We start from the raw sequence: 23,046 nt of genomic DNA on the forward strand, positions 1-23,046 counted from the left end.
TAGCCGGCTTCCTTCAGGATCGCCTTCGACGCCGCGTAGAGCTGCTCGTTCTGCTCCGCGGACAGGAACGGGGCCGGCGCCTCCTCCACCAGCTTCTGATGACGGCGCTGGAGCGAGCAGTCACGGGTGGAGACCACCACCACATTGCCGTGGGTGTCCGCCAGGCACTGCGTCTCCACATGGCGGGGCTTGTCGAGGTAGCGCTCCACGAAGCACTCACCGCGGCCGAACGCCGCGACGGCCTCACGGACCGCCGAGTCGTACAGCTCCGGGATCTCCTCCATGGTGCGGGCCACCTTCAACCCACGCCCGCCCCCACCGAACGCCGCCTTGATCGCGATCGGCAGACCGTTCTTCTCCGCGAACTCCACGACCTCCGCCGACCCCGACACCGGATCCGGCGTACCGGCCACCAAAGGGGCCCCGGCCCGCTGCGCGATATGACGCGCGGCGACCTTGTCACCCAGATCCCGGATCGCGTGCGGCGGCGGACCGATCCACGTCAGACCCGCATCCAGCACCGCCTGCGCGAACTCCGCGTTCTCCGACAGGAAGCCATACCCCGGATGCACCGCGTCCGCACCCGAATCCTTCGCCGCCCCCAACACCTTGGCGATGTCCAGATAGCTCGCCGCCGGAGTGTCACCGCCCAGAGCGAACGCCTCGTCCGCCGCGCGCACATGCAGAGCATCCCGGTCCGGATCGGCGTAGACAGCAACGCTCCCGATCCCGGCATCCCGGCAAGCCCGAGCAACACGGACAGCGATTTCACCACGGTTGGCGATGAGCACCTTGCGCACGATGACTCCCTCCTTGAGAACAAGCTGAGTTTAGGGACTACCGACACGGCCGTACGACCCGTCCCCAATAGTGAACTTGCCCACACGGAGTGTGATCCGAGGCTAGCTCGGGTCGCGAAATCCCTTGTCGCACCACGGTACGCCGCGATCCTCAACCGCACAGTAGCCACGAGGTGTGGCCCAAGTCTCTGTTCGTACGGTCAACGCCGCGCGGCGTTTCTTTGTGGAGTCCCTACGAACGGACGAGGGAATCTTTGCCGCCGCGCCGAAGCGGCGGTACGGGCGTGCGAAGTGTGCGCGAACTCTTGTCCCTGCCATTACCGGTTAGTAGGGTCCGCGCTGTACCGGACGTACTACAGGTAACAAGGGGTGGGTGCCGTGGTGCGCAGACCAGTGGCCTTCGTGACCGCGATCGTTCTGTTCGTGGAAGCCGTGGGCATCGTGCTCGTCAACGGCGTCCTCGCGACGGTCGCCGACAACCAGAGCATGTCCCTGGCCGGGATGGACCCGGACGCCATGGTCACCGGCACCTGGGTGATGGGCGGCGTCTCCGGCGTCCTGCTGGTGCTCTGCGGGCTGATACCGCTGCTGGCGGGGATACGCGACCGGTCGCCGGGCCGCTTCGGCAGGATCGCCCTGATCGCCTGCGCGGTCGTCCACGGGGTGCTGGGTGCCCTGGCGGTGGGACTGATCGGCTGGGCGGCGTTCGCGTTCCTGATGGTCGTCCTGGCGCTGATCGTGCTGACCCTCGTCGCCTTCGACCGGCGTGAGCCGGAAGCGGAGAAGCCCGGCGCGGGGGAGGCCCCCGCACCGGCGTGACCCCGGCCGCTCAGACCCACAAGTCGGTGACCGAGACGCCCAGTTCGCCGAGGAGCCGGCGCAGCAGCGGCAGCGAGAGCCCGATGACGTTGCCGTGATCGCCCTCGATCGACTCGACGAACGGTGCCGAGCGGCCGTCCAGGGTGAACGCCCCGGCGACGTGCAGCGGCTCACCCGAGGCGACGTAGGCCGCCACCTCGGCGTCCGTGGGCTCGCCGAACCTGACGACGGTGGACGCGGTCGCCGACGCCGTGCGGCCGGTGGCCGTGTCGATGACGCTGTGCCCCGTCTGCAGGATCCCCGACCGGCCGCGCATGGACTTCCAGCGGGCGGTGGCCTCCTCGCTGTCGGCGGGCTTGCCGAGCGCCTCGCCGTCCAGCTCCAGCACCGAGTCGCAGCCGATGACGAGCGCGCCCGAGGCCTCCGGACGGCCCGCCACCGTGGCGGCCTTCGCCTCGGCCAGGACGAGCGCCAGCTCACCCGGGGTCGGAGCGGTCAGCGCGTCCTCGTCCACCCCGCTGACGATCACCTCGGGGGCGAATCCGGCCTGCCGCAGGAGGCCGAGACGGGCGGGGGAGGCGGAGGCGAGCACGAGGCGGCGCTGATCAGTCATACCCGCCATCGTAGGCGCGGCCGGAGGGGCTCCCGCGCCCTCAGCGGGTGCCCAGGACGAACATCGCGACGACCATGGCCAGCGCGAGCAGCAGCCCCGCGCGGCGCATCATGTCCTGGGCGTCGCGCAGTTCCTTGGGCGGCTTGTTCTCGGGGTCGGACCACAGCATGCTTCCGATGGTGCTCCGGGGACGGCTGCGGCGCCTGAGTACGCGTACTCAAGCGCCGCCGGGCCCGCTCTCAGGAGGGCCAGTACGTCCGTGCCCACGAGCGGGGCCCCGGCCGGAGCGCGCCCCTGCGGGCGATCCGACCCGGGTCCGACCACTGCTCGGGCGGCAGCGGGGCCCCGGACGGCTCGGCGGTCACCGCCGCCGCGCGGGCCCGGACCACGGCGAGGGCCGCGGCGAGCTCCTCCGGCGTCGGGTTGCCCCGTACGACCTTGATCATGGTGGCTCCCGGTGGTTAGAGGGGGATGTTGCCGTGCTTCTTCGGCGGCAGCGACTCGCGCTTCGTACGGAGCTGGCGCAGGCCCTTCACGAGGTGCGCCCGGGTGTCGGACGGCATGATCACCGCGTCGACGTAGCCCCGCTCGGCCGCGACGTACGGGTTGAGGAGCGCGTCCTCGTAGTCCGCCATCAGTTCGGCCCGGGTGGCGTCGCGCTCGTCGGCATCCGCAACGGCGGCGATCGTGCGCCGGTGCAGGATGTTGACCGCGCCCTGCGCGCCCATCACGGCGATCTGCGCGGTCGGCCAGGCCAGGTTCAGGTCGGCGCCCAGGTGCTTGGACCCCATGACGTCGTACGCCCCGCCGAACGCCTTGCGCGTGATCACCGTGATCAGCGGGACGGTCGCCTCCGCGTACGCGTAGATCAGCTTGGCGCCGCGCCGGATGATGCCGCCGTACTCCTGGTCGACGCCCGGCAGGAAACCCGGCACGTCGACGAAGGTGAGGACCGGCACGTTGAACGCGTCGCACGTACGGACGAAGCGTGAGGCCTTCTCGCTCGCGTCGATGTCCAGACAGCCGGCGAGCTGCATCGGCTGGTTGGCGACGATGCCGACCGGGTGGCCCTCGATGCGTCCGAAGCCGGTGAGGATGTTCGGCGCGAACAGGGCCTGGGTCTCCAGGAACTCACCGTCGTCGAGCACGTGCTCGATGGCGGTGTGCATGTCGTACGGCTGGTTCGCCGAGTCCGGGATGAGGGTGTCGAGCTCGCGGTCCTCGTCCGTGGTCTCCAGGTCGGCCTCCTCCGGGAAGGCCGGGGCCTCGGAGAGGTTGTTCGACGGGAGGTAGGACAGCAGGGACTTGACGTACTCGATGGCGTCCTTCTCGTCGCCCGCCATGTGGTGGGCCACGCCGGACGTGGTGTTGTGCGTACGGGCGCCGCCCAGCTCCTCGAAGCCGACGTCCTCACCGGTGACCGTCTTGATGACGTCCGGGCCGGTGATGAACATGTGCGAGGTCTGGTCGACCATGACCGTGAAGTCGGTGATCGCGGGGGAGTAGACCGCGCCGCCCGCGCAGGGCCCGACGATCAGGGAGATCTGGGGGATGACACCCGAGGCGTGGACGTTGCGGCGGAAGATCTCCGCGAACAGCCCGAGGGCGGCCACACCCTCCTGGATACGCGCGCCGCCGCCGTCGTTGATGCCGATGACCGGGCAGCCGGTCTTCATCGCGAAGTCCATGACCTTGACGATCTTCTCGCCGTAGACCTCGCCGAGCGAGCCGCCGAAGATCGTGAAGTCCTGCGAGTACACGCAGACGGGGCGGCCGTCGACCGTGCCGTAGCCGGTGACCACGCCGTCCCCGTAAGGGCGGTTCTTCTCGATGCCGAAATTGGTGGACCGGTGCCGTGCGAACTCGTCGAGCTCCACGAAGGAACCTTCGTCGAGCAGGAGATCGACCCGCTCCCGGGCGGTCAACTTGCCCTTGGCGTGCTGCTTTTCGACGGCACGGGCGGAACCTGCGTGTGTGGCCTCTTCGATACGGCGCTGCAGGTCCGCGATCTTGCCCGCGGTGGTGTGGATGTCGCTCTGCGGCTCGGACATCGGGTGGCGGCTCCCTGCCTGGTCACGGGGACGGCTGGTACATCTGGTACATCCGGTGGACGCTCGACGGCTGTCCGCTCGTCGGCCCTGGTTGCTACTGATCCGTAGCGTATCGGCGCGGATACGGTTCGGCAGTGCGTCGTTGGACACACCTAATGTGGGTTGCATGACACCTCCGGATGCGCCGCACAACCGCTGGTCGGACCTCGACAGGCCGCCCCTGAACGTCGCCGCGCTGCGTCGCGGGCTCCTGAAGCCCGAGAGCCTGTGGACCTCGCTCGACGTCGTCGAGGCGACCGGTTCCACCAACTCCGACCTCGCGGCACTGGCCTCCGGCGGCGGCCTTGCCGAGGGCGCCGTGCTCGTCGCGGAGGAGCAGACCGCGGGCCGCGGGCGGCTCGACCGGAGCTGGACGGCTCCGCCCCGCTCGGGCCTCTTCCTCTCCGTCTACCTCACCCCCGGCGACGTACCCGCCGAGCGGTGGGGCTGGCTGCCGCTGCTGACCGGCGTCGCCGCCGCCACCGGCCTCGCGCAGTCGGCGGGCGTGGACATGGCACTGAAATGGCCCAACGACCTCCTGGTGACCATCGGCGGCGCCGAGCGCAAGACCGGCGGCATCCTCGCCGAGCGCGCCGGCGACGGGGTCGTCATCGGCATCGGCCTCAACGTGTCGCTGCGCGCGGCCGAGCTGCCCGCCCCGCACGCCGGTTCGCTGGCGCTCGCCGGAGCCGTCTCCACCGATCGCGAGACCTTGCTCCGGGCCGTCCTGCGTTCACTGGAACAGTGGTACGGGCAGTGGCGCGACGCGAACGGCGACGCCGCCGAGAGCGGCCTCCAGGCCGCCTACGCGGCGGGCTGCGCCACGCTCGACCGGACCGTGCGGGCCCAGCTGCCCGGCGACCGCTCCCTCGTCGGCGAGGCCGTGGCGATCGACGGAGACGGGCGGCTCGTGCTGGCCACGGGCGACGGCCTCCAGGAGCCCGTGTCGGCCGGGGACATCGTCCACCTGCGCGGGGAGGAGGGCGGTCTCACCTGATCGACCGCTCCCGCGCACACGTGTGGTGCCACACGTGTGCGCTACGCCGGATCAGGTGAGACCGCGCCACCGGGGACGTGAGCCAGGGCACACCTGCCGTATCGTTGAGGCGATCCAGCGACAGATCGGCAGGGCAGTGCGCAGGGAACGGGCAGGAGGCGGCCGGTGACCGTCGACGACACGAACTCCGACGACGGCGCGGAGCCCTCGTCGGGACCGTCCGTCCACTCGACACCGCATCACGAGGTCGACCACACGGCCGAACCGACCGACGACCCTCTCGCGATCAGGCTGGAACAGCTGATCCTGGGGGCCGACCGTCGCTACACGCCGTTCCAGGCGGCCAGGACCGCCGGGGTCTCCATGGACCTGGCGTCCCGCTTCTGGCGCGCGATGGGGTTCGCCGACATCGGGCAGGCCAAGGCGCTGACCGAGGCCGACGTCCTGGCGCTGCGCCGCCTCGCCGGACTCGTCGAGGCCGGCCTGCTCAGCGAGCCGATGGCGATCCAGGTGGCCCGGTCGACCGGGCAGACCACCGCCCGGCTCGCGGAGTGGCAGATCGACTCGTTCCTGGCGGGGCTGACCGAGCCCCCCGAGCCCGGTATGACCCGCACCGAGGTCACGTATCCGCTGATCGAGCTGCTCCTGCCCGAGCTGCAGGAGTTCCTGGTCTACGTGTGGCGGCGCCAGCTCGCCGCCGCCACCGGCCGGGTCGTGCAGACCGGGGACGACGAGGAGATGGTCGACCGGCGGCTCGCCGTGGGCTTCGCCGACCTCGTCGGCTTCACCCGGCTGACCCGGCGGCTGGAGGAGGAGGAGCTCGGCGAGCTGGTCGAGGCCTTCGAGACGACCTCGGCGGACCTGGTTGCCGCGCACGGCGGGCGGCTCATCAAGACCCTGGGCGACGAGGTCCTCTTCGCCGCGGACGACGCGGGCACGGCGGGCGAGATAGCGCTCCGGCTGGTCGAGGTGATGGCCCAGGACACGACGATGCCCTCGCTGCGGGTCGGTATCGCGTTCGGCACGGTCACCACGCGCATGGGCGACGTGTTCGGTACGACGGTGAACCTGGCCAGCCGGCTCACGTCGATAGCGCCCAAGGACGCGGTGCTCGTCGACGGCGCCTTCGCCGCGGAGCTGATCAGGAACGGCGACGCCCCCGCGTCCGAGGCCGAGGAGACCGCCGCGGCGGCCGAGCGGGCCCGGCTGGCGGAGAAGGAGGACCACCGCCCCGACGAGGAGCCCCCGCACCCGTCGTACCGCTTCGGGCTGCAGCCCATGTGGCAGCGGCCGGTGCGCGGACTGGGCGTGGTGGAGCCGTGGCTGCTGGCCCGGCGGGGCAAGCCCTCGACCTGACGGACGGCGTTACTTTCAAAACACGCCCTAGGATTCCGGTAACGCTCGTTAACCGGAGGGGTGCAGTCATGGGTGTCGCGTCGGAGCAGAGGTTCGGGGAGTTCGTCGTCGTACGGCGGCACGAGGGCCAGGACCACGTCGCGGAGCTGGTGCTCGACCGGCCCGAGGCGATGAACGCCGTGAGCACCGCGATGGCGCGCTCCGTCGCGGAGGCCTGCGCCGCGCTCGCCGCCGATCAGGGGGTGCGGGCCACGGTGCTCACCTCCAGCCACGAGCGGGCCTTCTGCGTGGGCGCCGACCTCAAGGAGCGGAACTCCTTCACCGACGCCGAGCTGGTGCGGCAGCGGCCCACGGCCCGGGCCGCTTACACCGGCGTGCTGGAACTCCCCATGCCGGTCGTCGCCGCCGTGCACGGCTTCGCCCTCGGCGGCGGCTTCGAGCTCGCGCTGGCCTGCGACGTGATCGTGGCCGACCGCACGGCCGTGGTCGGTCTGCCCGAGGTGTCCGTCGGCGTCATCCCCGGCGGCGGCGGTACGCAGCTGCTGCCCCGCCGCATCGGGGCGGCCCGCGCCGCCGAGCTGGTCTTCACGGCCCGGCGGGTGGAGGCGGCCGAGGCCCGTGAGCTGGGCCTGGTCGACGAGCTGGTCGAGGCGGGCCGGGACCGTGAGGAGGCGCTGGCGCTCGGCGCCCGGATCGCGGCGAACTCGCCGGTGGGGCTGCGGGCCGCCAAGCGGGCCCTGCGGCTTGGGCAGGGCCTCGACCTGCGGGCCGGCCTGGAGGTGGAGGACGCCGCCTGGCGTTCCGTGGCCTTCTCCGGGGACCGGGCCGAGGGGGTCGCCGCGTTCAACGAGAAGCGGAAGCCGAGCTGGCCCGGCGAATGAGCCGGGGAACGTTCTGAAGATCATCAGCGCTGCCAACTGATCAAATCGTCACAAACCTCCCTAAGCTGGGGCGATGGGCGGTGATGATGCGCGGCTGCGCGCCGTGGTGGCGCTGGCACAGACGATGGCGGCGGCCTACACCCCGCACGAGTCCTGGCACGCCGCGGCGGAGGGGGCGTGCGAGGCGCTGGGGGGCAGCTTCGCCGCCCTCTCCGTGTGGGAGCGGGACCAGGGCAGGCTGCGCGTACTGGTGAACGCGGGGGAGCGGGCCGAGGGGGAGGAGGAGTTCCCCGAGAACGAGGCCTACCCGGTGCACCAGTTCCCGGAGATCACCGAGTTCCTGCACGAGCGCTGGGCGGGCGGCGGTGAGCCCGACGCCTGGGTGGAGACCGCCGACGGCGGCCCGGCCGCCGGGGCGCCGGCTCGGGGCGCCCGCCCGTACTGCCACCAGCGGGTCGCCGCGCTGCGCCGGCGCGGGCGGGGCTGCTGCGTGGTGGCGCCGATCGTGCTGCACGGCCGGGCCTGGGGCGAGCTGTACGTGGCCCGCCCCGCCGGGGCCCCGGTCTTCGACCGGGACGACGCGGACTTCGCGACCGTGCTGGCCGCGGTCGTCGCGGCGGGCATCGCGCAGACCGAGCGGCTGGAGGAGGTCCGCAAGCTGGCCTTCACGGACCCGCTGACCGGCCTGGCGAACCGCAGGGCCGTCGATCTCCGCCTCGACGAGGCGGTGGACCGGTACCGCGCCGAAGGGGTCGTGGTCAGCCTGGTGGTGTGCGATCTGAACGGCCTCAAGACGGTCAACGACACCCACGGCCACGCGGTCGGCGACCGTCTGCTGGAACGTTTCGGCTCCGTGCTCTCGCTCTGCGGCGCGATGCTCCCCGGCGCGCTGGCCGCACGCCTGGGCGGTGACGAGTTCTGCCTGCTGGCCGTGGGGCCCCCGGCGGACGAGGTGGTCCGGGTCTCCGAGGAGCTCTGCGCGCGGGCCGTGGCCCTGGAGCCCGGCGACGGCGTCGCCTGCGGGGTCGCGTCCACCGGCGACGACATCGGCCCGGTCCAGTCCGCACGCCGGCTCTTCCGGCTGGCGGACGCCGCCCAGTACCAGGCGAAGGCCGCGCACTCCCGGCGGCCGGTGGTCGCCGGGCGCGACGGCGACGTGATCCGGCTCGCGGACTCCCCGCCCCGGTCCCCCCACGACCGCCGCAGGCTGCGCGGCAATCCGCCCGGCGGCGATCGGTAAGGGGTCAACCCGGCGACCACTGGTGACATGACGGCTTTCAGTCCGTACGCTTCTGAATATGGATATGCATACAGTCGTGGTGGGGACGTCCGGAACCACCGCCGAGGACGTCGTCGCCGTGGCCCGCCGGGACGCCAGGGTCGAGCTCTCGCCGGCCGCCGTCGAGGCGCTCGCCGCCGCCCGGGGGATCGTCGACGCCCTCGCCGCCAAGCCCGAGCCGGTCTACGGCGTCTCCACCGGCTTCGGAGCCCTGGCCAGCCGGCACATCAGCCCCGGTCTGCGGGCCCAGCTGCAGCGCAACATCGTCCGCTCGCACGCGGCGGGCATGGGCCCCCGCGTGGAGCGCGAGGTCGTCCGGGCCCTGATGTTCCTGCGGCTGAAGACGCTCGCCTCCGGCCACACCGGCGTACGCCCCGAGGTCGCGCAGACCATGGCGGACGTGCTCAACGCGGGCATCACCCCCGTCGTGCACGAGTACGGCTCGCTCGGCTGCTCCGGCGACCTCGCCCCGCTCTCGCACTGCGCCCTGACGCTGATGGGCGAGGGCGACGCGGAGGGCCCCGACGGCGTCGTACGCCCCGCCGGTGAGCTCCTCGCGGCGCACGGCATCACCCCCGTCGAGCTGCGCGAGAAGGAGGGCCTCGCCCTCCTCAACGGCACCGACGGCATGCTGGGCATGCTCGTGATGGCCCTGGCCGACCTCAGGAACCTCTACACCAGCGCGGACATCACCGCCGCGCTCTCCCTGGAGGCCCTCCTCGGCACGGACCGGGTCCTCGCCCCGGAGCTGCACGCCATCCGCCCGCACCCCGGCCAGGGCGCCTCCGCCGACAACATGCTGCGGGTGCTCGCCGGGTCGGGCCTCACGGGCCACCACCAGGACGACGCCCCCCGGGTCCAGGACGCCTACTCCGTGCGCTGCGCGCCCCAGGTCAACGGCGCGGGCCGGGACACCCTCGCGCACGGTGCGCTCGTCGCCGACCGTGAGCTGGCCTCGGCGGTGGACAACCCGGTCGTGCTTCCGGACGGCAGGGTCGAGTCCAACGGGAACTTCCACGGCGCGCCCGTCGCGTACGTCCTCGACTTCCTGGCGATCGTCGCCGCCGACCTCGGCTCGATCACCGAGCGCCGCACGGACCGGCTGCTGGACAAGAACCGCTCGCACGGACTGCCGCCGTTCCTCGCCGACGACGCCGGGGTCGACTCCGGGCTGATGATCGCCCAGTACACGCAGGCCGCCCTGGTCAGCGAGCTGAAGCGGCTCGCCGTACCGGCGTCCGCCGACTCGATCCCGTCCTCCGCGATGCAGGAGGACCACGTCTCCATGGGCTGGTCGGCCGCGCGGAAGCTCCGTACCGCCGTCACCAACCTCGCGCGGATCGTCGCCGTCGAGCTGTACGCCGCCACCCGCGCCGTCGAGCTGCGGGCCGCCGAGGGGCTGACCCCCGGGCCCGCGTCCGAGGCCGCCATCGGCGCCCTGCGCGCCGCCGGTGTCCAGGGACCGGGCCCCGACCGCTTCCTCTCCCCGGACCTGGAGGCCGCCGACGCCTTCGTACGGGAGGGGAAGCTGGTCGCGGCCGTGGAGACGGTGACCGGCCCGCTGGCCTGAGCGGCCGGGCCCGTACGCGTGAGGGCTGCCGCACCCCGGGGGATGCGGCAGCCCTCACGTACCTCAGAAGCCGGTGCCCCGCACCGAGCCGCGGCGCACCGAGTACACGACGAACCCCGCGCCGACGCACAGGGAGGCCGTGCCGCCGAGCAGGTAGGGCGTCGTGTCGATGCCCGTCCCGGTGTCGGCGAGCGTGTCCTCGGAGGTGAACTCCCCCGTGGCGGAGGCCTGGCGGACCTCGGTGGAGGAACCGGCGGACGAGCCGGCCGTACCGCTCCGTGCGTCTGTTCCGCCCGTCGCGTTCGCGGAGGGGACGAACCAGAGAGCACAGAGCAGGGTGCCTGCCGCTGTGGTGGTCAGCAGCGTGCGACGAGCGATGGACACAGAATCGATCCCCTTGCGACAGCCATCAGTTGAGGCCACTCGTTCGGATCAGGCCGGACGAAAGGCCTTTGCCCCGTGGGCCGATGCTAAGCAAAGCAGCGGGTCGGTGGAAAGCCGCGGGTCCCGGGAGCCTTACGCTCCGGCGTATGAGCACTTCGGAGACACCCTCATTTGTTCGGCTTCGCGTGGAGATGGTGCTGGAGATCAGCGACGCGGACGCCCTGACCGGCACGGCGCTGGAGAGCATCGCCGCCGACCACACCGCCACCGGCGCCGCCGCCGAGGAGTCGGCCGAGGAACGCACGCATGCCGAGGAGACGGTCAGGGAAGACGCAGCGGAGGCCCTCGCCTCGCTGATCGACCCGTTCGATCTGGTGAGCCAGGTGCCCGGGGTCGAGCTCGCCCAGGCCTCCTGGAGCAGCGAGACGATCGACTACGACCCCGACGCCGAGGACTGGACCGCCGGAGAGGACGGGGACGGGGCGTACTACGGGATCGAGGACAATGAGACGGACGACGAAGAAGGCGGCGGAAACACGGAACGCTGACACTGCCGGAGCACTCCTCACAGAGGGCGGGAACCGCCGCCGTTCCGGGTGCGTCGATGAGTGGTGTTCCCCACATCCACGGCGGATGTGGAACGGAAGACCCGGTCGCGGTGTTCTTGGAACATTGACGGGGAATCGCCGTCGGGCGACCCTGTCCGGGGATCTTGGGGAATCGGCAACGATGGAGAAGCTTGTGATGACGGACAGCAAGCGGCGCAGGGGCCTCATGGCCGCGTCCGCACTGCTCGGCGGCGTGCTGGTGCTTTCGGCCTGTAGCGACGACGGCGGAAACTCGGGCGCGAGCGCCGACAGCTCGAAGACGTCACAGGCGCAGGTCGACGAAGCGGCCGCCAAGGACACCTCCGAGGCGCAGATAACGATCGCGCCGAAGAACGGTGCCACCAACGCGAGCATCAACAACGCCGCGATGGTCACCGTCGCCAAGGGCAAGCTGACCGAGGTCACCATGACCACGGCGGACGGCGACGCCGTCGAGGGCACCCTCGCGGCCGACGGCTCCAGCTGGAAGCCCAGCGGCCAGCTCGAGCGCTCCACGACGTACAAGATCAGCGCCACCGCGGCCGACTCCAAGGGGCGCGAGGCCCACGGCAACAGCTCCTTCACCACGGTCTCCCCGGAGAACAGCTTCATCGGAAACTTCACCCCCGAGGACGGCTCCACCGTCGGCGTCGGCATGCCCGTCTCGATCAACTTCAACAAGGCGATCACCAACAAGAAGGCCGTTCAGGACGGCATCAAGGTGACGTCCAGCAGCGGCCAGGAAGTCGTCGGCCACTGGTTCAACAACCAGCGCCTCGACCTGCGCCCCGAGGACTACTGGCAGGGCGGCTCCACCGTCACCCTGAAGCTGGCCCTGGACGGCGTCGAGGGCGCCGACGGCGTCGTCGGCGTGCAGCAGAAGACGGTCACCTTCAAGATCGGCCGCAACCAGGTCTCCACCGTGGACGCCAAGGCGCACACCATGACGGTCACCCGGGACGGCAAGACCGTGAAGACCATCCCGATCTCCGCCGGATCCTCCGACAACCCGACGTACAACGGCCAGATGGTGATCTCCGAGAAGTTCAAGGAGACCCGCATGGACGGTTCGACGGTCGGCTTCACGGACGACGACGGCAAGGGCGAGTACGACATCAAGGACGTGCCGCACGCCATGCGGCTCTCCACGTCGGGCACCTTCATCCACGGCAACTACTGGGGCGCCAAGTCGATCTTCGGCAGCGCGAACACCAGCCACGGCTGTGTCGGCCTGTCCGACACCAAGGGCGCCGACGACCCCAACACGCCGGCCGCCTGGCTGTACAACAACTCGATGGTCGGTGACCTGGTCATCGTCACGAACTCCCCGGACAAGACGATCTCTCCGGACAACGGCCTCAACGGCTGGAACATGAGCTGGTCGGAGTGGACGGCGGGCTCCGCCGCCTGACGCCGACCGCGCCCCTTCCCCTTCGAAGGCGGCGGCACCCGGATCCTTCCGGGCGCCGCCGCCTTCGGCGTATGCGCGCCGCAGGCGTTCTCATCCAGCTCTCATCAGAGACTTAACTCCTCATCACACCCGGTCCATATCTTCGCGCCATGTTCTTCACCTACCTCCGGCGCGAGCTGCGCCGCCGCAGAAAGGCGGCGCTCGTCGTCGCCTCGGGGCTGGCCCTCGGCATTGCGCTCGTCATCATCGTCAGCTCGGTCTCCTCGGGCATGAGCAAGGCCCAGGACAAGGTCCTCGAATCGCTGTACGGCCTCGGCACGGACATGACGGTGACCAAGGCCGCGGCCGCCCCCGGTTCCGGCGGCACCGAGCGGCCCCGGTTCGAGTTCGACGCCAAGGACGACGACGAGGCGACCCAGAGCACGGACCGCGTCATGGTCCAGGGCTTCCAGACGCTGGCCTCCAGCACCGTCGACAAGGTGGGACAGCAGGACGGCGTCGCGGACGCGGTGGGCGGGCTGAGCCTGACCGTCATGAAGGTCGACGGCCAGTTCAAGCGCGGCGAGTTCAAGCAGGACGAGAGCGCGTCCCAGGGCGGCCCCGGCGGCCGGGGCGGCAGCGGCGGCGGCCAGCCGCAGGGTGAGGTCCAGGGCGGCGGGGCATCCTTCGACGTCAACTCCTTCACCGTGTACGGCACCGACGTCACCCAGCAGAACCTCGGCCCGCTGACCTCCTCCAAGATCACCAAGGGCCGTACCTTCAAGGCCGCCGAGACCGACGCCAAGGTCGCGGTCGTCGACTCCGCCTACGCCAAGGAGAAGGAGCTCGCGGTCGGCAAGACCGTCACCGTCTCCGGCACCGCGTACACGATCGTGGGCGTCTCCACGGCGGACAGCGGCGACGCGGCCGCCAACGTCTACATCCCGCTGAAGCAGGCGCAGACCGTCGCCGACTCCAAGGACAAGGTCACCACGGTCTACGTCCAGGCCGCCGACTCGCAGAAGATCGACACCGTCAAGGCCGCCATCCAGAAGAACATCTCGGGCACGACGGTCACCACCTCCGCCGACCTCGCCGACACGGTGTCCGGCTCCCTCTCCACCGCCTCCGACCTGGCCTCCAGCGTCGGCAAGTGGCTCTCCATCGCGGTCCTGGTCGCCGCGTTCCTCGTCGCCGGCCTGCTGACGTCCTCCGCGGTCAGCCGCCGGGTGCGGGAGTTCGGCACGCTCAAGGCCCTCGGCTGGAAGAGCGGACGGGTCACCCGCCAGGTCGTCGGCGAGGCCCTCGTCAACGGCCTGATGGGCGGCGTCCTCGGCATCGCCGTCGGTGTCGCCGGCGCCTATGTCGTGACCGCCATCAGCCCCACCCTCACCGCGCAGCTCGGCTCCACCGGCGGAGGCCGCGGAGGCGGCATGGGCGGCGGCCCGATGGGCGGCGGCGGAGGCGGCCGTCAGACCGCGTCCAAGACCCTGGACATCGCCCTGACCGCGCCCGTCTCCCTCACCACGATCCTCATCGCCGTCGCCCTGGCGGTGGCGGGCGGGCTCATCGCGGGAGCCTTCGGCGGCTGGCGTGCCTCCCGGCTGCGGCCGGCCGACGCGCTGCGCCGCGTCGCGTAGCCCCTTCCTCCCCTCCCGTACGTACAGCAGGAGTCCACACGTGTACCAGCTCAAGGGCGTCACCAAGCGCTACATGCGCGGCAAGAATCCCGTCGACGCGCTCGCCGGAGTCGATCTGACCATCGAGGACGGCGGGCGGCTCGTCATCCAGGGCCCCACCGGCGGGGGCAAGTCCACGCTCCTGCAGATGCTCGGCGGGCTGGACCGGCCGACCTCCGGCACCATCGAGCTCGACGGTGTCGACCTGGCCAAGCTCCCCGAGTCCCGGCTCACCAAGGTCCGGGCCGAGTCCATCGGATTCGTCTTCCAGAGCTTCAACCTGATCCCGACGCTCACCGCCCAGGAGAACGTCGAGACGGCGCTCGTCCCCCTCGGCCTCGGCGCGAGGACCCGCCGCGAGCGGGCCGCGGAGGCCCTGGAGTCGGTGGGCCTCGGCGACCGCCCCACCCACCTGCCGAGCGAGATGTCCGGCGGCCAGCAGCAGCGCGTCGCGATCGCCCGGGCGCTGGTGAAGCGGCCCAAGGTGCTGCTCGCCGACGAACCGACCGGCAACCTCGACGAGTCCATGCGCGACGAGATCATGGAGCTGCTCGACGGGCTGTGGAAGGAGCACGGGCTCACCTTCGTGATGGTCACCCACGACAGCTCCCTCGCCCGTAAGGCGCCCAGGGTGGCGACCATCCGCAAGGGCAAGGTCACCGTGACGGAGAACGCGGCGGCCTGACCCGGGCACCGCCGGACCTCACAGCCGTCCTCCTCCGACTGTGAGGTTCGCCACCCGCGCCGCCCCACGGCGCGGGTGGCGTGCGGCCCGTCCGCCCCGGAGGGAACGGGTGTACGGGGCCAGAACCGCCCGTACCGGACGGGCCCCCATGGCCACTATGTGGATGTCGCCTGAGCGCGAAGGGGCCGCGCTGCGAGACTTGCGGGGTGCAAACGGTCCCCACGGGCCGGTGGCGCCTCCGGGGACAGGGAGCGCCGACGCGCATGAGCCCACCCACGGAAGGTCTTGATCAGATGCCGGCCAGCTCCGACTCCCTCACCCCGCGCACCGCCGAGAACCGTGTCATCGAGCCGCTGTACGCGGAGATCCTCCGGCGCAACCAGGGCGAGAACGAGTTCCACCAGGCGGTGCGCGAGGTCCTCGAAACCCTGGGCCCCGTGCTGGCGCAGCGACCGGAGTTCGTCGACGCCCGGATCATCGAGCGCGTCTGCGAGCCCGAGCGGCAGCTCATCTTCCGGGTGCCGTGGGCGGACGACGCCGGCGACATCCACGTCAACCGCGGCTTCCGCGTCGAGTTCTCCAGCTCGCTCGGCCCGTACAAGGGCGGACTGCGCTTCCACCCCTCCGTCAACCTCGGCATCGTGAAGTTCCTCGGCTTCGAGCAGATCTTCAAGAACGCCCTCACCGGCATGCCGATCGGCGGCGGCAAGGGCGGCGCGGACTTCGACCCCAAGGGCCGGTCCGACGCCGAGGTCATGCGGTTCTGCCAGTCGTTCATGACGGAACTCCACCGTCACCTGGGCGAGTACACCGACGTGCCCGCCGGTGACATCGGTGTCGGCGGCCGGGAGATCGGCTACCTCTTCGGCCAGTACAAGCGGATCACCAACCGCTACGAGTCCGGTGTGCTCACCGGCAAGGGCCTCGGCTGGGGCGGCGCCCAGGCCCGCACCGAGGCGACCGGCTACGGCTGCGTCCTGTTCACCGCCGAGATGCTCCGCGTGCGCGGTGAGACCCTCGAAGGCCAGCGCATCGCGGTCTCCGGCTCCGGCAACGTGGCCATCTACGCCATCGAGAAGGCCCAGCAGCTCGGCGCGACCGTCGTGACCTGCTCCGACTCGGGCGGCTACGTCGTCGACGAGAAGGGCATCGACCTCGCGCTGCTCAAGGAGGTCAAGGAGGACGGCCGCGGCCGGATCTCCGAGTACGCCGAGCGGCGCGGCGACCATGTGCGCTACGTCCCCGGGACCGGCGTGTGGAGCGTCCCGGCGGACGTGGCCCTGCCCTGCGCCACCCAGAACGAACTCCACGAGGAGGATGCGCTGACCCTCGTACGCAACGGGGTCAAGGCGGTCGCCGAGGGCGCCAACATGCCCACCACCCCCGAGGCCGTCCACGTCTTCCAGGACGCGGGCGTCGCCTTCGCCCCCGGCAAGGCGGCCAACGCCGGCGGGGTGGCCACCAGCGCGCTGGAGATGCAGCAGAACGCCTCCCGCGACTCCTGGACGTTCTCCCACACCGAGGAGCGGCTCGCGGAGATCATGCGCCACATCCACGACTCCTGCTACACCACCGCCGAGAAGTACGGCAGCCCCGGCAACTACGTGGTGGGCGCGAACATCGCGGGCTTCGAACTCGTCGCGGACGCCATGCTGGCGCAGGGCCTGATCTGACCCCGCCCGGCGGGCCGGGGGCGACCGGCCTCCGGCCCTGCCGGCGCCGGAAGCACTCCGCGCGGAGCGTGTGCGCCGGCCGGAGCGGTTCGGGGGCGACCGGCAACCGCCGTTCTGCCGACAGCAGATCCGCCCCGCGCGGACGGCTTTCCTCTCCCGCTCCGGGCGTCCTCGTCCCTACGCTCGGACGATGAGCAGCTACGCGTCGAACCAAGCCCGCGTCATCCCCCTGCGCCCCGTCCGCACGGCACCGGCCCCCGCCGTCAGGGAGCCTCTCTGGAGGGACGTCGTCGGCGATGTCCTGCGCCGCGAGCGCACCGCCCAGCAGCGGACGCTCAAGGACGTGGCCGAGGCCGCCCGCATCTCCATGCCGTACCTCTCCGAGATCGAGCGCGGCCGCAAGGAGGCCTCGTCGGAGGTGCTCGCCGCCGCGGCCCGCTCGCTCGGACTCGGGCTGGCCGACGTGCTGTCCCTGGCCCAGGGGGAGATCGCCCGCCGCACACCGTCCCGTACGGCTCCGGGCCGCGCACCGATGGGCGAGGTGCGCCTGGCCGCCTGACCCGGCGGCATCCGGTCGGGCGCCGTACGTCCAGGGGGCGGCGTACGGTCAGGCGGCGGCCGGGACCCGGCGGCTGAGGATCTCGTCCGCCAGGCCGTACGCCACCGCCTCCTCGGCGGTGAAGACCCGGTCCCGGTCGGTGTCGGCCCGCAGGGTCGCGACGTCATGGGGCGTGTGACGGGCCAGGACCTCCTCGACCTGCGAGCGGATCCTCAGCATCTCCCGGGCGTGGAGCCGCAGATCGGAGACCGTGCCCTGCTGTCCGCCGCTGGCCGGCTGGCCCAGCAGCACCCGGGAGTGCTCCAGGACGAACCGCCGCCCCGGGTCACCGCCGGCCAGGAGGACCGCCGCGGTCGAGGCGGCCTGGCCGACGCAGAACGTCGCGATGGGCGCCGAGACGAAGCTCATCGTGTCGTAGATGGCCATGAGCGAAGTGAACGAGCCGCCGGGCGAGTTGAGATAGACCGCGATCTCGCCCCCGGGGTTCGACGACTCCAGGTGGAGCAGCTGGGCGATGACGACGTTGGCGACCCCGTCGTCGATCTCCGTACCGATGAAGATGATGCGCTCGGACAGGAGCCGGCTGAACACGTCGTAGGACCGCTCACCCTGCGGGGTGCGCTCGACGACGTTCGGAATCGTGTACTGGCCCATGTCAGAGTCCCATCCGTCGACGCGAACCGGCCGGGCGCACGTCGTCGAGCGACTCGACGACGTGGTCGACCATGCCGTACGCCTTCGCCTGCGCGGCCGTGAACCAGCGGTCCCGGTCGCCGTCCCGGGAGATCGTCTCCTCGGACTGCCCGGTGTGCGCCGCGGTGATCCGCTCGACCGCCTGCTTCGTGAAGTCGAGGTTCTCCGCCTGGATCGCGATGTCGGCGGCCGTGCCGCCGATGCCCGCCGACGGCTGATGCATCATGATCCGCGCGTTCGGCAGGGCGTACCTCTTGCCCGGGGCCCCGACGGTGAGCAGGAACTGCCCCATCGAGGCGGCGAATCCCATGGCGAGGGTGGAGACGTCGTTCGGGATGAGCTGCATCGTGTCGTAGATGGCCAGCCCCGCCGTCACCGAGCCGCCGGGGCTGTTGATGTACAGGCTGATGTCGGTGCGCGGTTCCTCGGCGGACAGCAGCAGCAGCTGGGCGCAGACCCGGTTCGCGGAGACCTCGTCCACCTGGGTGCCCAGGAAGACGATCCGCTGGGCGAGGAGCTGGGCGGCGAGGTGGTCGTCGAACCGTGTCGACGGCGTGTCCTCGTCGGCGGCGCGTGGGACGGCGGCGGGGTGGGGCGACATGGGACCTCCCGGTGAGGGGCGGCGGCCTGGGCGACCGCGTTCCCTCCACTCTTGGCCCACCCGGGCCGCCGCATCACCCTTCTCTGCCCGCGGCAGATACGCCGCGGGCAGAGCCCGGTCACTCCCCGGCGGACGGGGCCGGGGCGATGCCCGTCGGGCAGGCGCGGCCCCAGTTGGTCTCCGAGGGGGACTCCAGCGTGGCGCCCGTGCCGCCGATGCCACAGTAGCCGTCGGGGTTCTTGTCGAGGTACTGCTGGTGGTACGGCTCGGCGGGCCAGAAGGTGCGGCCCTCGGCCGGCAGGATCTCCGTGGTGATCTCCTTGAAGCCCGCGCCCGTCAGCACCTGCTGGTACGCCTCGCGGGACGCCTGCGCGGCCTCCGCCTGCTCGGGGGAGTGGGTGTAGAGAGCCGAGCGGTACTGCGTACCCACGTCGTTGCCCTGCCGGAAGCCCTGGGTCGGGTTGTGGGACTCCCAGAAGACCTTCAGCAGGTCCGCGTAGCCGACGACCTTCGGGTCGAAGACGACACGGACCGCCTCCGTGTGGCCGGTCAGACCCGAGCAGGTCTCCTCGTACGAGGGATTCTCGGTGTAGCCGCCCTGGTAGCCGACGAGCGTCGTCCAGACGCCCTCCGTCTGCCAGAACTTGCGCTCGGCACCCCAGAAACAGCCCAGCGCGAAGTCGGCGACCTCCAGGCCCTGCGGATAGGGGCCGGTCAGCGGGTTGCCGAGGACGGTGTGGCGGGACGGCACGGTGAACTCGGGGGTGGGACGACCGCGCAGGGCCTCCTCCGGGGTGGGGAGCTGCGGGGTGCGGTGGGTCAGGAACATGCGGGGGCTCCTCCGGGGTCGGGGTTCGCTCCGTACAACGCCGTGGGGGCGCCGTGGATTCCGGGTCTCAGGCCGCCGGGGCCGGGGGATCGCGGCGCTCGCCGGCCTCGCGGTCACCGCCGGCCGGCGACTCGTAGGAGGCCATGTACGAGGCGGTCTTCCTGCGGGCCCGCAGCCAGAACCAGACGGCGAGGGCTATCAGGATCAGGGGGATCAGTCGTGCCATGGGTGTGCCGGTCCAATCCGGAGGGGGCGGTCGTGCCGGGGTCGGTCAGTGGAGCAGCGTCGCGGGGCTGCCGCCGTTCGCCTCGTACCCGGCGACGGCCAGCGCCCGGTACACCGTGTACTCGGCGGCCGGGTCGGAGCTCTGGGTCCAGGGCAGCGCGCCCACGTGGCCGTCGATGTGGACGAGCTGGTGCATCGCCTCCGACCAGCGTTCCATGCGGACCAGGAAGAGGACCAGCAGGTGCCGGACGTGGGCGAGCACCGGGTCGTCCGCGCGCGCCGCGTGCACCGCGAACATCGCGCCCTCGACCGCCTTCGTGACGACGACGCCCCGGTAGAAGCCCTGCACCAGATTGACCTCGGGCAGGTGCTCGTACACCGCGAACAGCGGCAGCGCGGCGAGCAGCGAGCCCTGCGGGGCGCGGGCGGCGGCCGTCGTCGCGAAGCGGTCGGCCTCCTCGCGCGAGCCGTGCCACTTCTCGCACCAGAAGTGCAGGGCCGCGATGTGCGCGCCCATGTGCGCCGGGGCCCGGTCGATGATCTTCGCCCAGAGCTGGTCGAACTCCTCGTGGGAGTACCCCAGTCCACGGGCGACGGCCAGCTCCACGATGTACGGGACGGGGTCGCCCGGGGCCAGCAGGGCCGCCTCGCCGCAGACCGTACGGGCCTCCTCCAGGATGATCCGGAAGTCGTCCGTGCCCACCGTGCCGGTACGCCACGCCTGCTGCACCAGGAACTCCGCGTGCACCGCCGCCGCGCCCGCGTCCTTCGGGGCCTCGGCCCGCCACGCCCTCAGCCACGCCCCGCCTGCGCCGGGCTGCCGTGCCAGCTCCAGGGAGGCCGCCCCGGCGAACGCCTGCACCCGCTGCCAGCGGATCTCGCTCTCCTTGGGCGTGCCGGCGAGCAGCTGCGAGGCTGCCTTCCAGCTCCCGGTCCCCTGGACGACGTCGAGCACGTCGAGGAGGTCCTGGTCGGGGCCCGGCATCCGGACGTCCAGCTCCTCCTGGCGTGCGAACCCGTACGTGTCCGGGTCGGCGGCGTCGGGCGAACCGGGCGCGACCTGGCGGATACCGCCACGGCGCCGCAGCATGAGCGGGCCGACGACGGCGACGAGCATGCACACGGCGAGCAGGAACCACAGAATCTCCATGCGGTCCATTGTCCCCGGACGGGTATCGGGGCGGCGAGTGGCCCGTAACCACCCTCCCGACGAACTACGCTCGGGCCCCATGAGCGACCAGCACAGCTTCGAGACCCTTGCGATCCACGCCGGCAACACGGCGGATCCCCTCACCGGCGCCGTGGTCCCGCCGATCTACCAGGTGTCCACGTACAAGCAGGACGGCGTCGGCGGGCTGCGCGGCGGTTACGAGTACAGCCGCAGCGCCAACCCCACCCGCACCGCACTGGAGGAGAACCTCGCGGCACTGGAGGGCGGCCGCCGCGGACTCGCCTTCGCGTCAGGCCTCGCCGCCGAGGACTGCCTCCTGCGTACGCTGCTGACCCCCGGCGACCACGTGGTCATCCCGAACGACGCGTACGGCGGCACGTTCCGGCTGTTCGCGAAGGTCGCCTCGCGCTGGGGCGTGGAGTTCTCGGTCGCCGACACCTCGGACGTGAGCGCGGTACGGGCGGCGCTCACCCCGCGCACCAAGGCGATCTGGGTGGAGACCCCGTCGAACCCGCTGCTCGGCATCACCGACATCGCCGCCGTCGCCGGCGTGGCCCGGCAGGCGGGCGTGCGGCTGGTCGTCGACAACACCTTCGCCAGCCCGTACCTCCAGCAGCCGCTCTCGCTCGGCGCGGACGTCGTCGTGCACTCCACCACCAAGTACATGGGCGGCCACTCGGACGTCGTCGGCGGCGCGCTCGTCGTCAGCGATCCGGAGCTGGCCGAGGAACTGGCGTACCACCAGAACGCGATGGGCGCCGTCGCCGGGCCGTTCGACGCGTGGCTGGTGCTGCGCGGGATCAAGACCCTCGCGGTCCGCATGGACCGTCACGACGCGAACGCCACCAAGGTGGCCGACCTGCTGACCCGGCACCCGAAGGTCACCCAGGTCCTCTACCCGGGGCTGCCGGAGCACCCCGGCCACGAGGTCGCCGCCAAGCAGATGAAGGCGTTCGGCGGGATGGTGTCGTTCCGGGTCGCGGGCGGCGAGGAGGCGGCGGTCGAGGTCTGCAACCGGGCGAAGCTCTTCACGCTCGGGGAGTCGCTCGGCGGTGTGGAGTCGCTGATCGAGCACCCGGGCCGGATGACGCACGCGTCCACCGCCGGATCCCTGCTGGAGGTCCCGGCCGACCTGGTCCGGCTGTCCGTCGGCATCGAGAACGCCGACGACCTGCTGGCCGACCTGACGCAGGCACTGGGCTGACACGCCTCCGTCCGGCGGCCGGGACCCGTCCCCGCCGCCGGACGGCGCACGCACGGTGGTCAGACAGCGGCCTTCTCGTCCTCCAGCGAGCCCCTGATCTGCTCACGCAGCTCCGGGCCGTCCGTGTGCTCATGGACCGATACCGCGTGTTCGGCGGCTGCCCGGACGACCTCGTCCTCCTCACCGGAGATGGTGAGGGTGCAGTTCATGACGCTCGGGTACCTACGGCAGTCGGCGGTCTTCCGTGTCATGGCGGGCCTCCTCGACTCGCGAGTGCAGGCACTTCCAGGATAGATCCGCGGGGCCGGACGGACAGGCCGGGGAGAGTCCGGTCAGTTCTCCTGCGCCGACTGGTGCGCCGACTGCCGGGCCGCCAGTGAGCCGTTGAACCGGGTCAGCAGCGCACAGAACGTGTCGCGCTCCTCCTCGGTCCACCCGTCGGTCACCTGCGACATCAGCTCACGCCGCGAGGCGCGGACCTCCTCGAGACGGGACTGGCCGCGCGGCGACAGCTGCAGCACGACGGCGCGCCCGTCCTCCGGGTGCGAGGTGCGCTTGACCAGACCGGTGTCGACGAGCGGCGCGACCTGCCGGGTCACGGTCGACGAGTCGATCCCCATGCCCGCGGCCAGCGCCTTGACGCCCATGGGGCCTTCCACGTCGAGCCGGTTGAGCAGCAGATAGGCCGCCCGGTCCATCGAGTTGCGGACCTGGCCGACACCGCCGAGGCGGGTCTGCTCGGCACGGCGGGCGAAGACGGCCACCTGGTGCTGGAGAGCGTCGAGCAGGTGGTCGGTTCCCGGATGTCCGGGGGTCGCGCCCCCGGAAGGAGACGCAGCAGTCGTCATGTCCTGAGGGGGCATGGCTGGAGGCTCTCTTCGTGCGGTGTCGGATGGGTGGGGGACAGAGTACGCGGCCACGGGGCAACGTGTACCAGCGCTGCACAAACCTGTGGACACCA

Annotated in this window: 26 protein-coding genes; 13 read left to right on the top strand and 13 right to left on the bottom strand. The window is 71.5% G+C overall.

The genetic code is table 11. The features are described 5' to 3' along the window. Positions 1-800 (bottom strand): ATP-binding protein (locus ACZ607_RS13765; protein ID WP_469734930.1); only part of this gene is annotated, 800 nt, incomplete at its 3' end. A 378-nt stretch (positions 801-1,178) separates the two neighbouring features. Here ACZ607_RS13765 and ACZ607_RS13770 point away from each other — a divergent pair. After that, entirely contained in the window at positions 1,179-1,619 is a 441-nt protein-coding gene (locus ACZ607_RS13770; protein WP_469734931.1) for a hypothetical protein, read from the top strand. A 10-nt stretch (positions 1,620-1,629) separates the two neighbouring features. Here the strand turns inward: ACZ607_RS13770 and ACZ607_RS13775 are convergent, their stop codons facing one another. The 4 genes from ACZ607_RS13775 to ACZ607_RS13790 all read right to left on the bottom strand — a co-directional run bounded on the left by ACZ607_RS13775 (position 1,630) and on the right by ACZ607_RS13790 (position 4,283). After that, on the bottom strand, positions 1,630-2,241 hold the full coding sequence (locus tag ACZ607_RS13775; protein ID WP_469734932.1) for a Maf family protein: 612 nt from the start codon (positions 2,239-2,241) through the stop codon (positions 1,630-1,632). A 31-nt stretch (positions 2,242-2,272) separates the two neighbouring features. Further along, a complete protein-coding gene (gene mmpB, locus ACZ607_RS13780) occupies positions 2,273-2,401 on the bottom strand; it encodes a morphogenic membrane protein MmpB (RefSeq protein ID WP_099174806.1) in 129 nt (42 codons plus the stop codon). A 70-nt stretch (positions 2,402-2,471) separates the two neighbouring features. Then, the gene (locus ACZ607_RS13785; protein ID WP_099174805.1) at positions 2,472-2,678 is read right to left on the bottom strand and encodes an acyl-CoA carboxylase subunit epsilon; all 207 of its coding nucleotides are present in this window, start codon (positions 2,676-2,678) and stop codon (positions 2,472-2,474) included. 15 nt (positions 2,679-2,693) lie between these two features. Next, positions 2,694-4,283, bottom strand: a complete 1,590-nt coding sequence (locus ACZ607_RS13790) for an acyl-CoA carboxylase subunit beta (RefSeq protein WP_469734933.1) — start codon at positions 4,281-4,283, stop codon at positions 2,694-2,696. Between the two features lie 166 nt (positions 4,284-4,449). Between ACZ607_RS13790 and ACZ607_RS13795 the strand changes: the two genes are divergently transcribed. From ACZ607_RS13795 to hutH, 5 genes are all read left to right on the top strand, one after another. Continuing rightward, complete coding sequence (locus ACZ607_RS13795) at positions 4,450-5,319, top strand: biotin--[acetyl-CoA-carboxylase] ligase (protein ID WP_469734934.1); 870 nt, start codon at positions 4,450-4,452, stop codon at positions 5,317-5,319. Positions 5,320-5,484: 165 nt separating this feature from the next. After that, positions 5,485-6,675, top strand: coding sequence for an adenylate/guanylate cyclase domain-containing protein (locus ACZ607_RS13800; protein WP_469734935.1), 1,191 nt, complete (start codon positions 5,485-5,487; stop codon positions 6,673-6,675). A 68-nt stretch (positions 6,676-6,743) separates the two neighbouring features. Next, positions 6,744-7,556: an enoyl-CoA hydratase/isomerase family protein gene (locus tag ACZ607_RS13805; protein ID WP_469734936.1), complete on the top strand. Its 813-nt coding sequence runs from the start codon at positions 6,744-6,746 to the stop codon at positions 7,554-7,556. A gap of 73 nt (positions 7,557-7,629) precedes the next feature. Then, positions 7,630-8,796 carry a GGDEF domain-containing protein gene (locus ACZ607_RS13810; RefSeq protein WP_469734937.1) on the top strand — a complete coding sequence of 389 codons (1,167 nt, stop codon included), beginning with the start codon at positions 7,630-7,632 and terminating at the stop codon, positions 8,794-8,796. Between the two features lie 58 nt (positions 8,797-8,854). After that, positions 8,855-10,405, top strand: coding sequence for a histidine ammonia-lyase (hutH, locus tag ACZ607_RS13815; RefSeq protein ID WP_469734938.1), 1,551 nt, complete (start codon positions 8,855-8,857; stop codon positions 10,403-10,405). Between the two features lie 63 nt (positions 10,406-10,468). Here hutH and ACZ607_RS13820 read toward each other — a convergent pair whose 3' ends face one another. After that, entirely contained in the window at positions 10,469-10,789 is a 321-nt protein-coding gene (locus tag ACZ607_RS13820; RefSeq protein ID WP_469734939.1) for a hypothetical protein, read from the bottom strand. Between the two features lie 146 nt (positions 10,790-10,935). Between ACZ607_RS13820 and ACZ607_RS13825 the strand changes: the two genes are divergently transcribed. The 6 genes from ACZ607_RS13825 (at position 10,936) to ACZ607_RS13850 (ending at position 17,362) form a co-directional block, all read left to right on the top strand. Beyond that, positions 10,936-11,337: a hypothetical protein gene (locus tag ACZ607_RS13825; RefSeq protein ID WP_469734940.1), complete on the top strand. Its 402-nt coding sequence runs from the start codon at positions 10,936-10,938 to the stop codon at positions 11,335-11,337. Positions 11,338-11,518: 181 nt separating this feature from the next. Next, complete coding sequence (locus ACZ607_RS13830; protein WP_469734941.1) at positions 11,519-12,787, top strand: L,D-transpeptidase; 1,269 nt, start codon at positions 11,519-11,521, stop codon at positions 12,785-12,787. 149 nt (positions 12,788-12,936) lie between these two features. Then, complete coding sequence (locus ACZ607_RS13835; RefSeq protein WP_469734942.1) at positions 12,937-14,406, top strand: ABC transporter permease; 1,470 nt, start codon at positions 12,937-12,939, stop codon at positions 14,404-14,406. Positions 14,407-14,446: 40 nt separating this feature from the next. After that, positions 14,447-15,130 carry an ABC transporter ATP-binding protein gene (locus ACZ607_RS13840; RefSeq protein ID WP_469734943.1) on the top strand — a complete coding sequence of 228 codons (684 nt, stop codon included), beginning with the start codon at positions 14,447-14,449 and terminating at the stop codon, positions 15,128-15,130. A 293-nt stretch (positions 15,131-15,423) separates the two neighbouring features. Beyond that, positions 15,424-16,803 carry an NADP-specific glutamate dehydrogenase gene (gene gdhA, locus ACZ607_RS13845; RefSeq protein WP_469734944.1) on the top strand — a complete coding sequence of 460 codons (1,380 nt, stop codon included), beginning with the start codon at positions 15,424-15,426 and terminating at the stop codon, positions 16,801-16,803. Positions 16,804-16,993: 190 nt separating this feature from the next. After that, positions 16,994-17,362, top strand: coding sequence for a helix-turn-helix domain-containing protein (locus tag ACZ607_RS13850; RefSeq protein WP_469734945.1), 369 nt, complete (start codon positions 16,994-16,996; stop codon positions 17,360-17,362). 48 nt (positions 17,363-17,410) lie between these two features. Here the strand turns inward: ACZ607_RS13850 and ACZ607_RS13855 are convergent, their stop codons facing one another. From ACZ607_RS13855 to ACZ607_RS13875, 5 genes are all read right to left on the bottom strand, one after another. Continuing rightward, entirely contained in the window at positions 17,411-18,016 is a 606-nt protein-coding gene (locus tag ACZ607_RS13855; protein ID WP_469734946.1) for a ClpP family protease, read from the bottom strand. 1 nt (position 18,017) lies between these two features. Further along, positions 18,018-18,656 carry a ClpP family protease gene (locus ACZ607_RS13860; RefSeq protein WP_469734947.1) on the bottom strand — a complete coding sequence of 213 codons (639 nt, stop codon included), beginning with the start codon at positions 18,654-18,656 and terminating at the stop codon, positions 18,018-18,020. A gap of 118 nt (positions 18,657-18,774) precedes the next feature. After that, entirely contained in the window at positions 18,775-19,485 is a 711-nt protein-coding gene (gene msrA, locus ACZ607_RS13865) for a peptide-methionine (S)-S-oxide reductase MsrA (RefSeq protein ID WP_469734948.1), read from the bottom strand. A gap of 67 nt (positions 19,486-19,552) precedes the next feature. Next, positions 19,553-19,711: a hypothetical protein gene (locus ACZ607_RS13870; protein WP_469734949.1), complete on the bottom strand. Its 159-nt coding sequence runs from the start codon at positions 19,709-19,711 to the stop codon at positions 19,553-19,555. A gap of 45 nt (positions 19,712-19,756) precedes the next feature. Beyond that, on the bottom strand, positions 19,757-20,860 hold the full coding sequence (locus ACZ607_RS13875; RefSeq protein WP_469734950.1) for a hypothetical protein: 1,104 nt from the start codon (positions 20,858-20,860) through the stop codon (positions 19,757-19,759). A 79-nt stretch (positions 20,861-20,939) separates the two neighbouring features. Here ACZ607_RS13875 and ACZ607_RS13880 point away from each other — a divergent pair, with 79 nt between their 5' ends. Beyond that, a complete protein-coding gene (locus ACZ607_RS13880; protein ID WP_469734951.1) occupies positions 20,940-22,085 on the top strand; it encodes a cystathionine gamma-synthase in 1,146 nt (381 codons plus the stop codon). Positions 22,086-22,144: 59 nt separating this feature from the next. On the opposite strand, the gene ACZ607_RS13885 is transcribed toward ACZ607_RS13880, so the two are convergent. Further along, positions 22,145-22,336 carry a DUF1059 domain-containing protein gene (locus tag ACZ607_RS13885; protein ID WP_469734952.1) on the bottom strand — a complete coding sequence of 64 codons (192 nt, stop codon included), beginning with the start codon at positions 22,334-22,336 and terminating at the stop codon, positions 22,145-22,147. Between the two features lie 81 nt (positions 22,337-22,417). Then, a complete protein-coding gene (locus ACZ607_RS13890) occupies positions 22,418-22,948 on the bottom strand; it encodes a MarR family winged helix-turn-helix transcriptional regulator (protein ID WP_129265204.1) in 531 nt (176 codons plus the stop codon). Positions 22,949-23,046: the final 98 nt, after the last annotated feature.

This window comes from Streptomyces sp. NPDC104381 (assembly GCF_055583745.1).

Bases quoted from the DNA above. Each gene is read 5' to 3' on its own strand.
- ACZ607_RS13775 (WP_469734932.1), bottom strand. From the start codon at position 2,241: ATGGCGGGTATGACTGATCAGCGCCGCCTCGTGCTCGCCTCCGCCTCC.
- mmpB (WP_099174806.1), bottom strand. From the start codon at position 2,401: ATGCTGTGGTCCGACCCCGAGAACAAGCCGCCCAAGGAACTGCGCGAC.
- ACZ607_RS13785 (WP_099174805.1), bottom strand. From the start codon at position 2,678: ATGATCAAGGTCGTACGGGGCAACCCGACGCCGGAGGAGCTCGCCGCG.
- ACZ607_RS13790 (WP_469734933.1), bottom strand. From the start codon at position 4,283: ATGTCCGAGCCGCAGAGCGACATCCACACCACCGCGGGCAAGATCGCG.
- ACZ607_RS13795 (WP_469734934.1), top strand. From the start codon at position 4,450: ATGACACCTCCGGATGCGCCGCACAACCGCTGGTCGGACCTCGACAGG.
- ACZ607_RS13805 (WP_469734936.1), top strand. From the start codon at position 6,744: ATGGGTGTCGCGTCGGAGCAGAGGTTCGGGGAGTTCGTCGTCGTACGG.
- ACZ607_RS13810 (WP_469734937.1), top strand. From the start codon at position 7,630: ATGGGCGGTGATGATGCGCGGCTGCGCGCCGTGGTGGCGCTGGCACAG.
- hutH (WP_469734938.1), top strand. From the start codon at position 8,855: ATGGATATGCATACAGTCGTGGTGGGGACGTCCGGAACCACCGCCGAG.
- ACZ607_RS13825 (WP_469734940.1), top strand. From the start codon at position 10,936: ATGAGCACTTCGGAGACACCCTCATTTGTTCGGCTTCGCGTGGAGATG.
- ACZ607_RS13830 (WP_469734941.1), top strand. From the start codon at position 11,519: ATGGAGAAGCTTGTGATGACGGACAGCAAGCGGCGCAGGGGCCTCATG.
- ACZ607_RS13835 (WP_469734942.1), top strand. From the start codon at position 12,937: ATGTTCTTCACCTACCTCCGGCGCGAGCTGCGCCGCCGCAGAAAGGCG.
- gdhA (WP_469734944.1), top strand. From the start codon at position 15,424: ATGCCGGCCAGCTCCGACTCCCTCACCCCGCGCACCGCCGAGAACCGT.
- ACZ607_RS13850 (WP_469734945.1), top strand. From the start codon at position 16,994: ATGAGCAGCTACGCGTCGAACCAAGCCCGCGTCATCCCCCTGCGCCCC.
- ACZ607_RS13855 (WP_469734946.1), bottom strand. From the start codon at position 18,016: ATGGGCCAGTACACGATTCCGAACGTCGTCGAGCGCACCCCGCAGGGT.
- ACZ607_RS13860 (WP_469734947.1), bottom strand. From the start codon at position 18,656: ATGTCGCCCCACCCCGCCGCCGTCCCACGCGCCGCCGACGAGGACACG.
- msrA (WP_469734948.1), bottom strand. From the start codon at position 19,485: ATGTTCCTGACCCACCGCACCCCGCAGCTCCCCACCCCGGAGGAGGCC.
- ACZ607_RS13870 (WP_469734949.1), bottom strand. From the start codon at position 19,711: ATGGCACGACTGATCCCCCTGATCCTGATAGCCCTCGCCGTCTGGTTC.
- ACZ607_RS13875 (WP_469734950.1), bottom strand. From the start codon at position 20,860: ATGGAGATTCTGTGGTTCCTGCTCGCCGTGTGCATGCTCGTCGCCGTC.
- ACZ607_RS13880 (WP_469734951.1), top strand. From the start codon at position 20,940: ATGAGCGACCAGCACAGCTTCGAGACCCTTGCGATCCACGCCGGCAAC.
- ACZ607_RS13885 (WP_469734952.1), bottom strand. From the start codon at position 22,336: ATGACACGGAAGACCGCCGACTGCCGTAGGTACCCGAGCGTCATGAAC.
- ACZ607_RS13890 (WP_129265204.1), bottom strand. From the start codon at position 22,948: ATGCCCCCTCAGGACATGACGACTGCTGCGTCTCCTTCCGGGGGCGCG.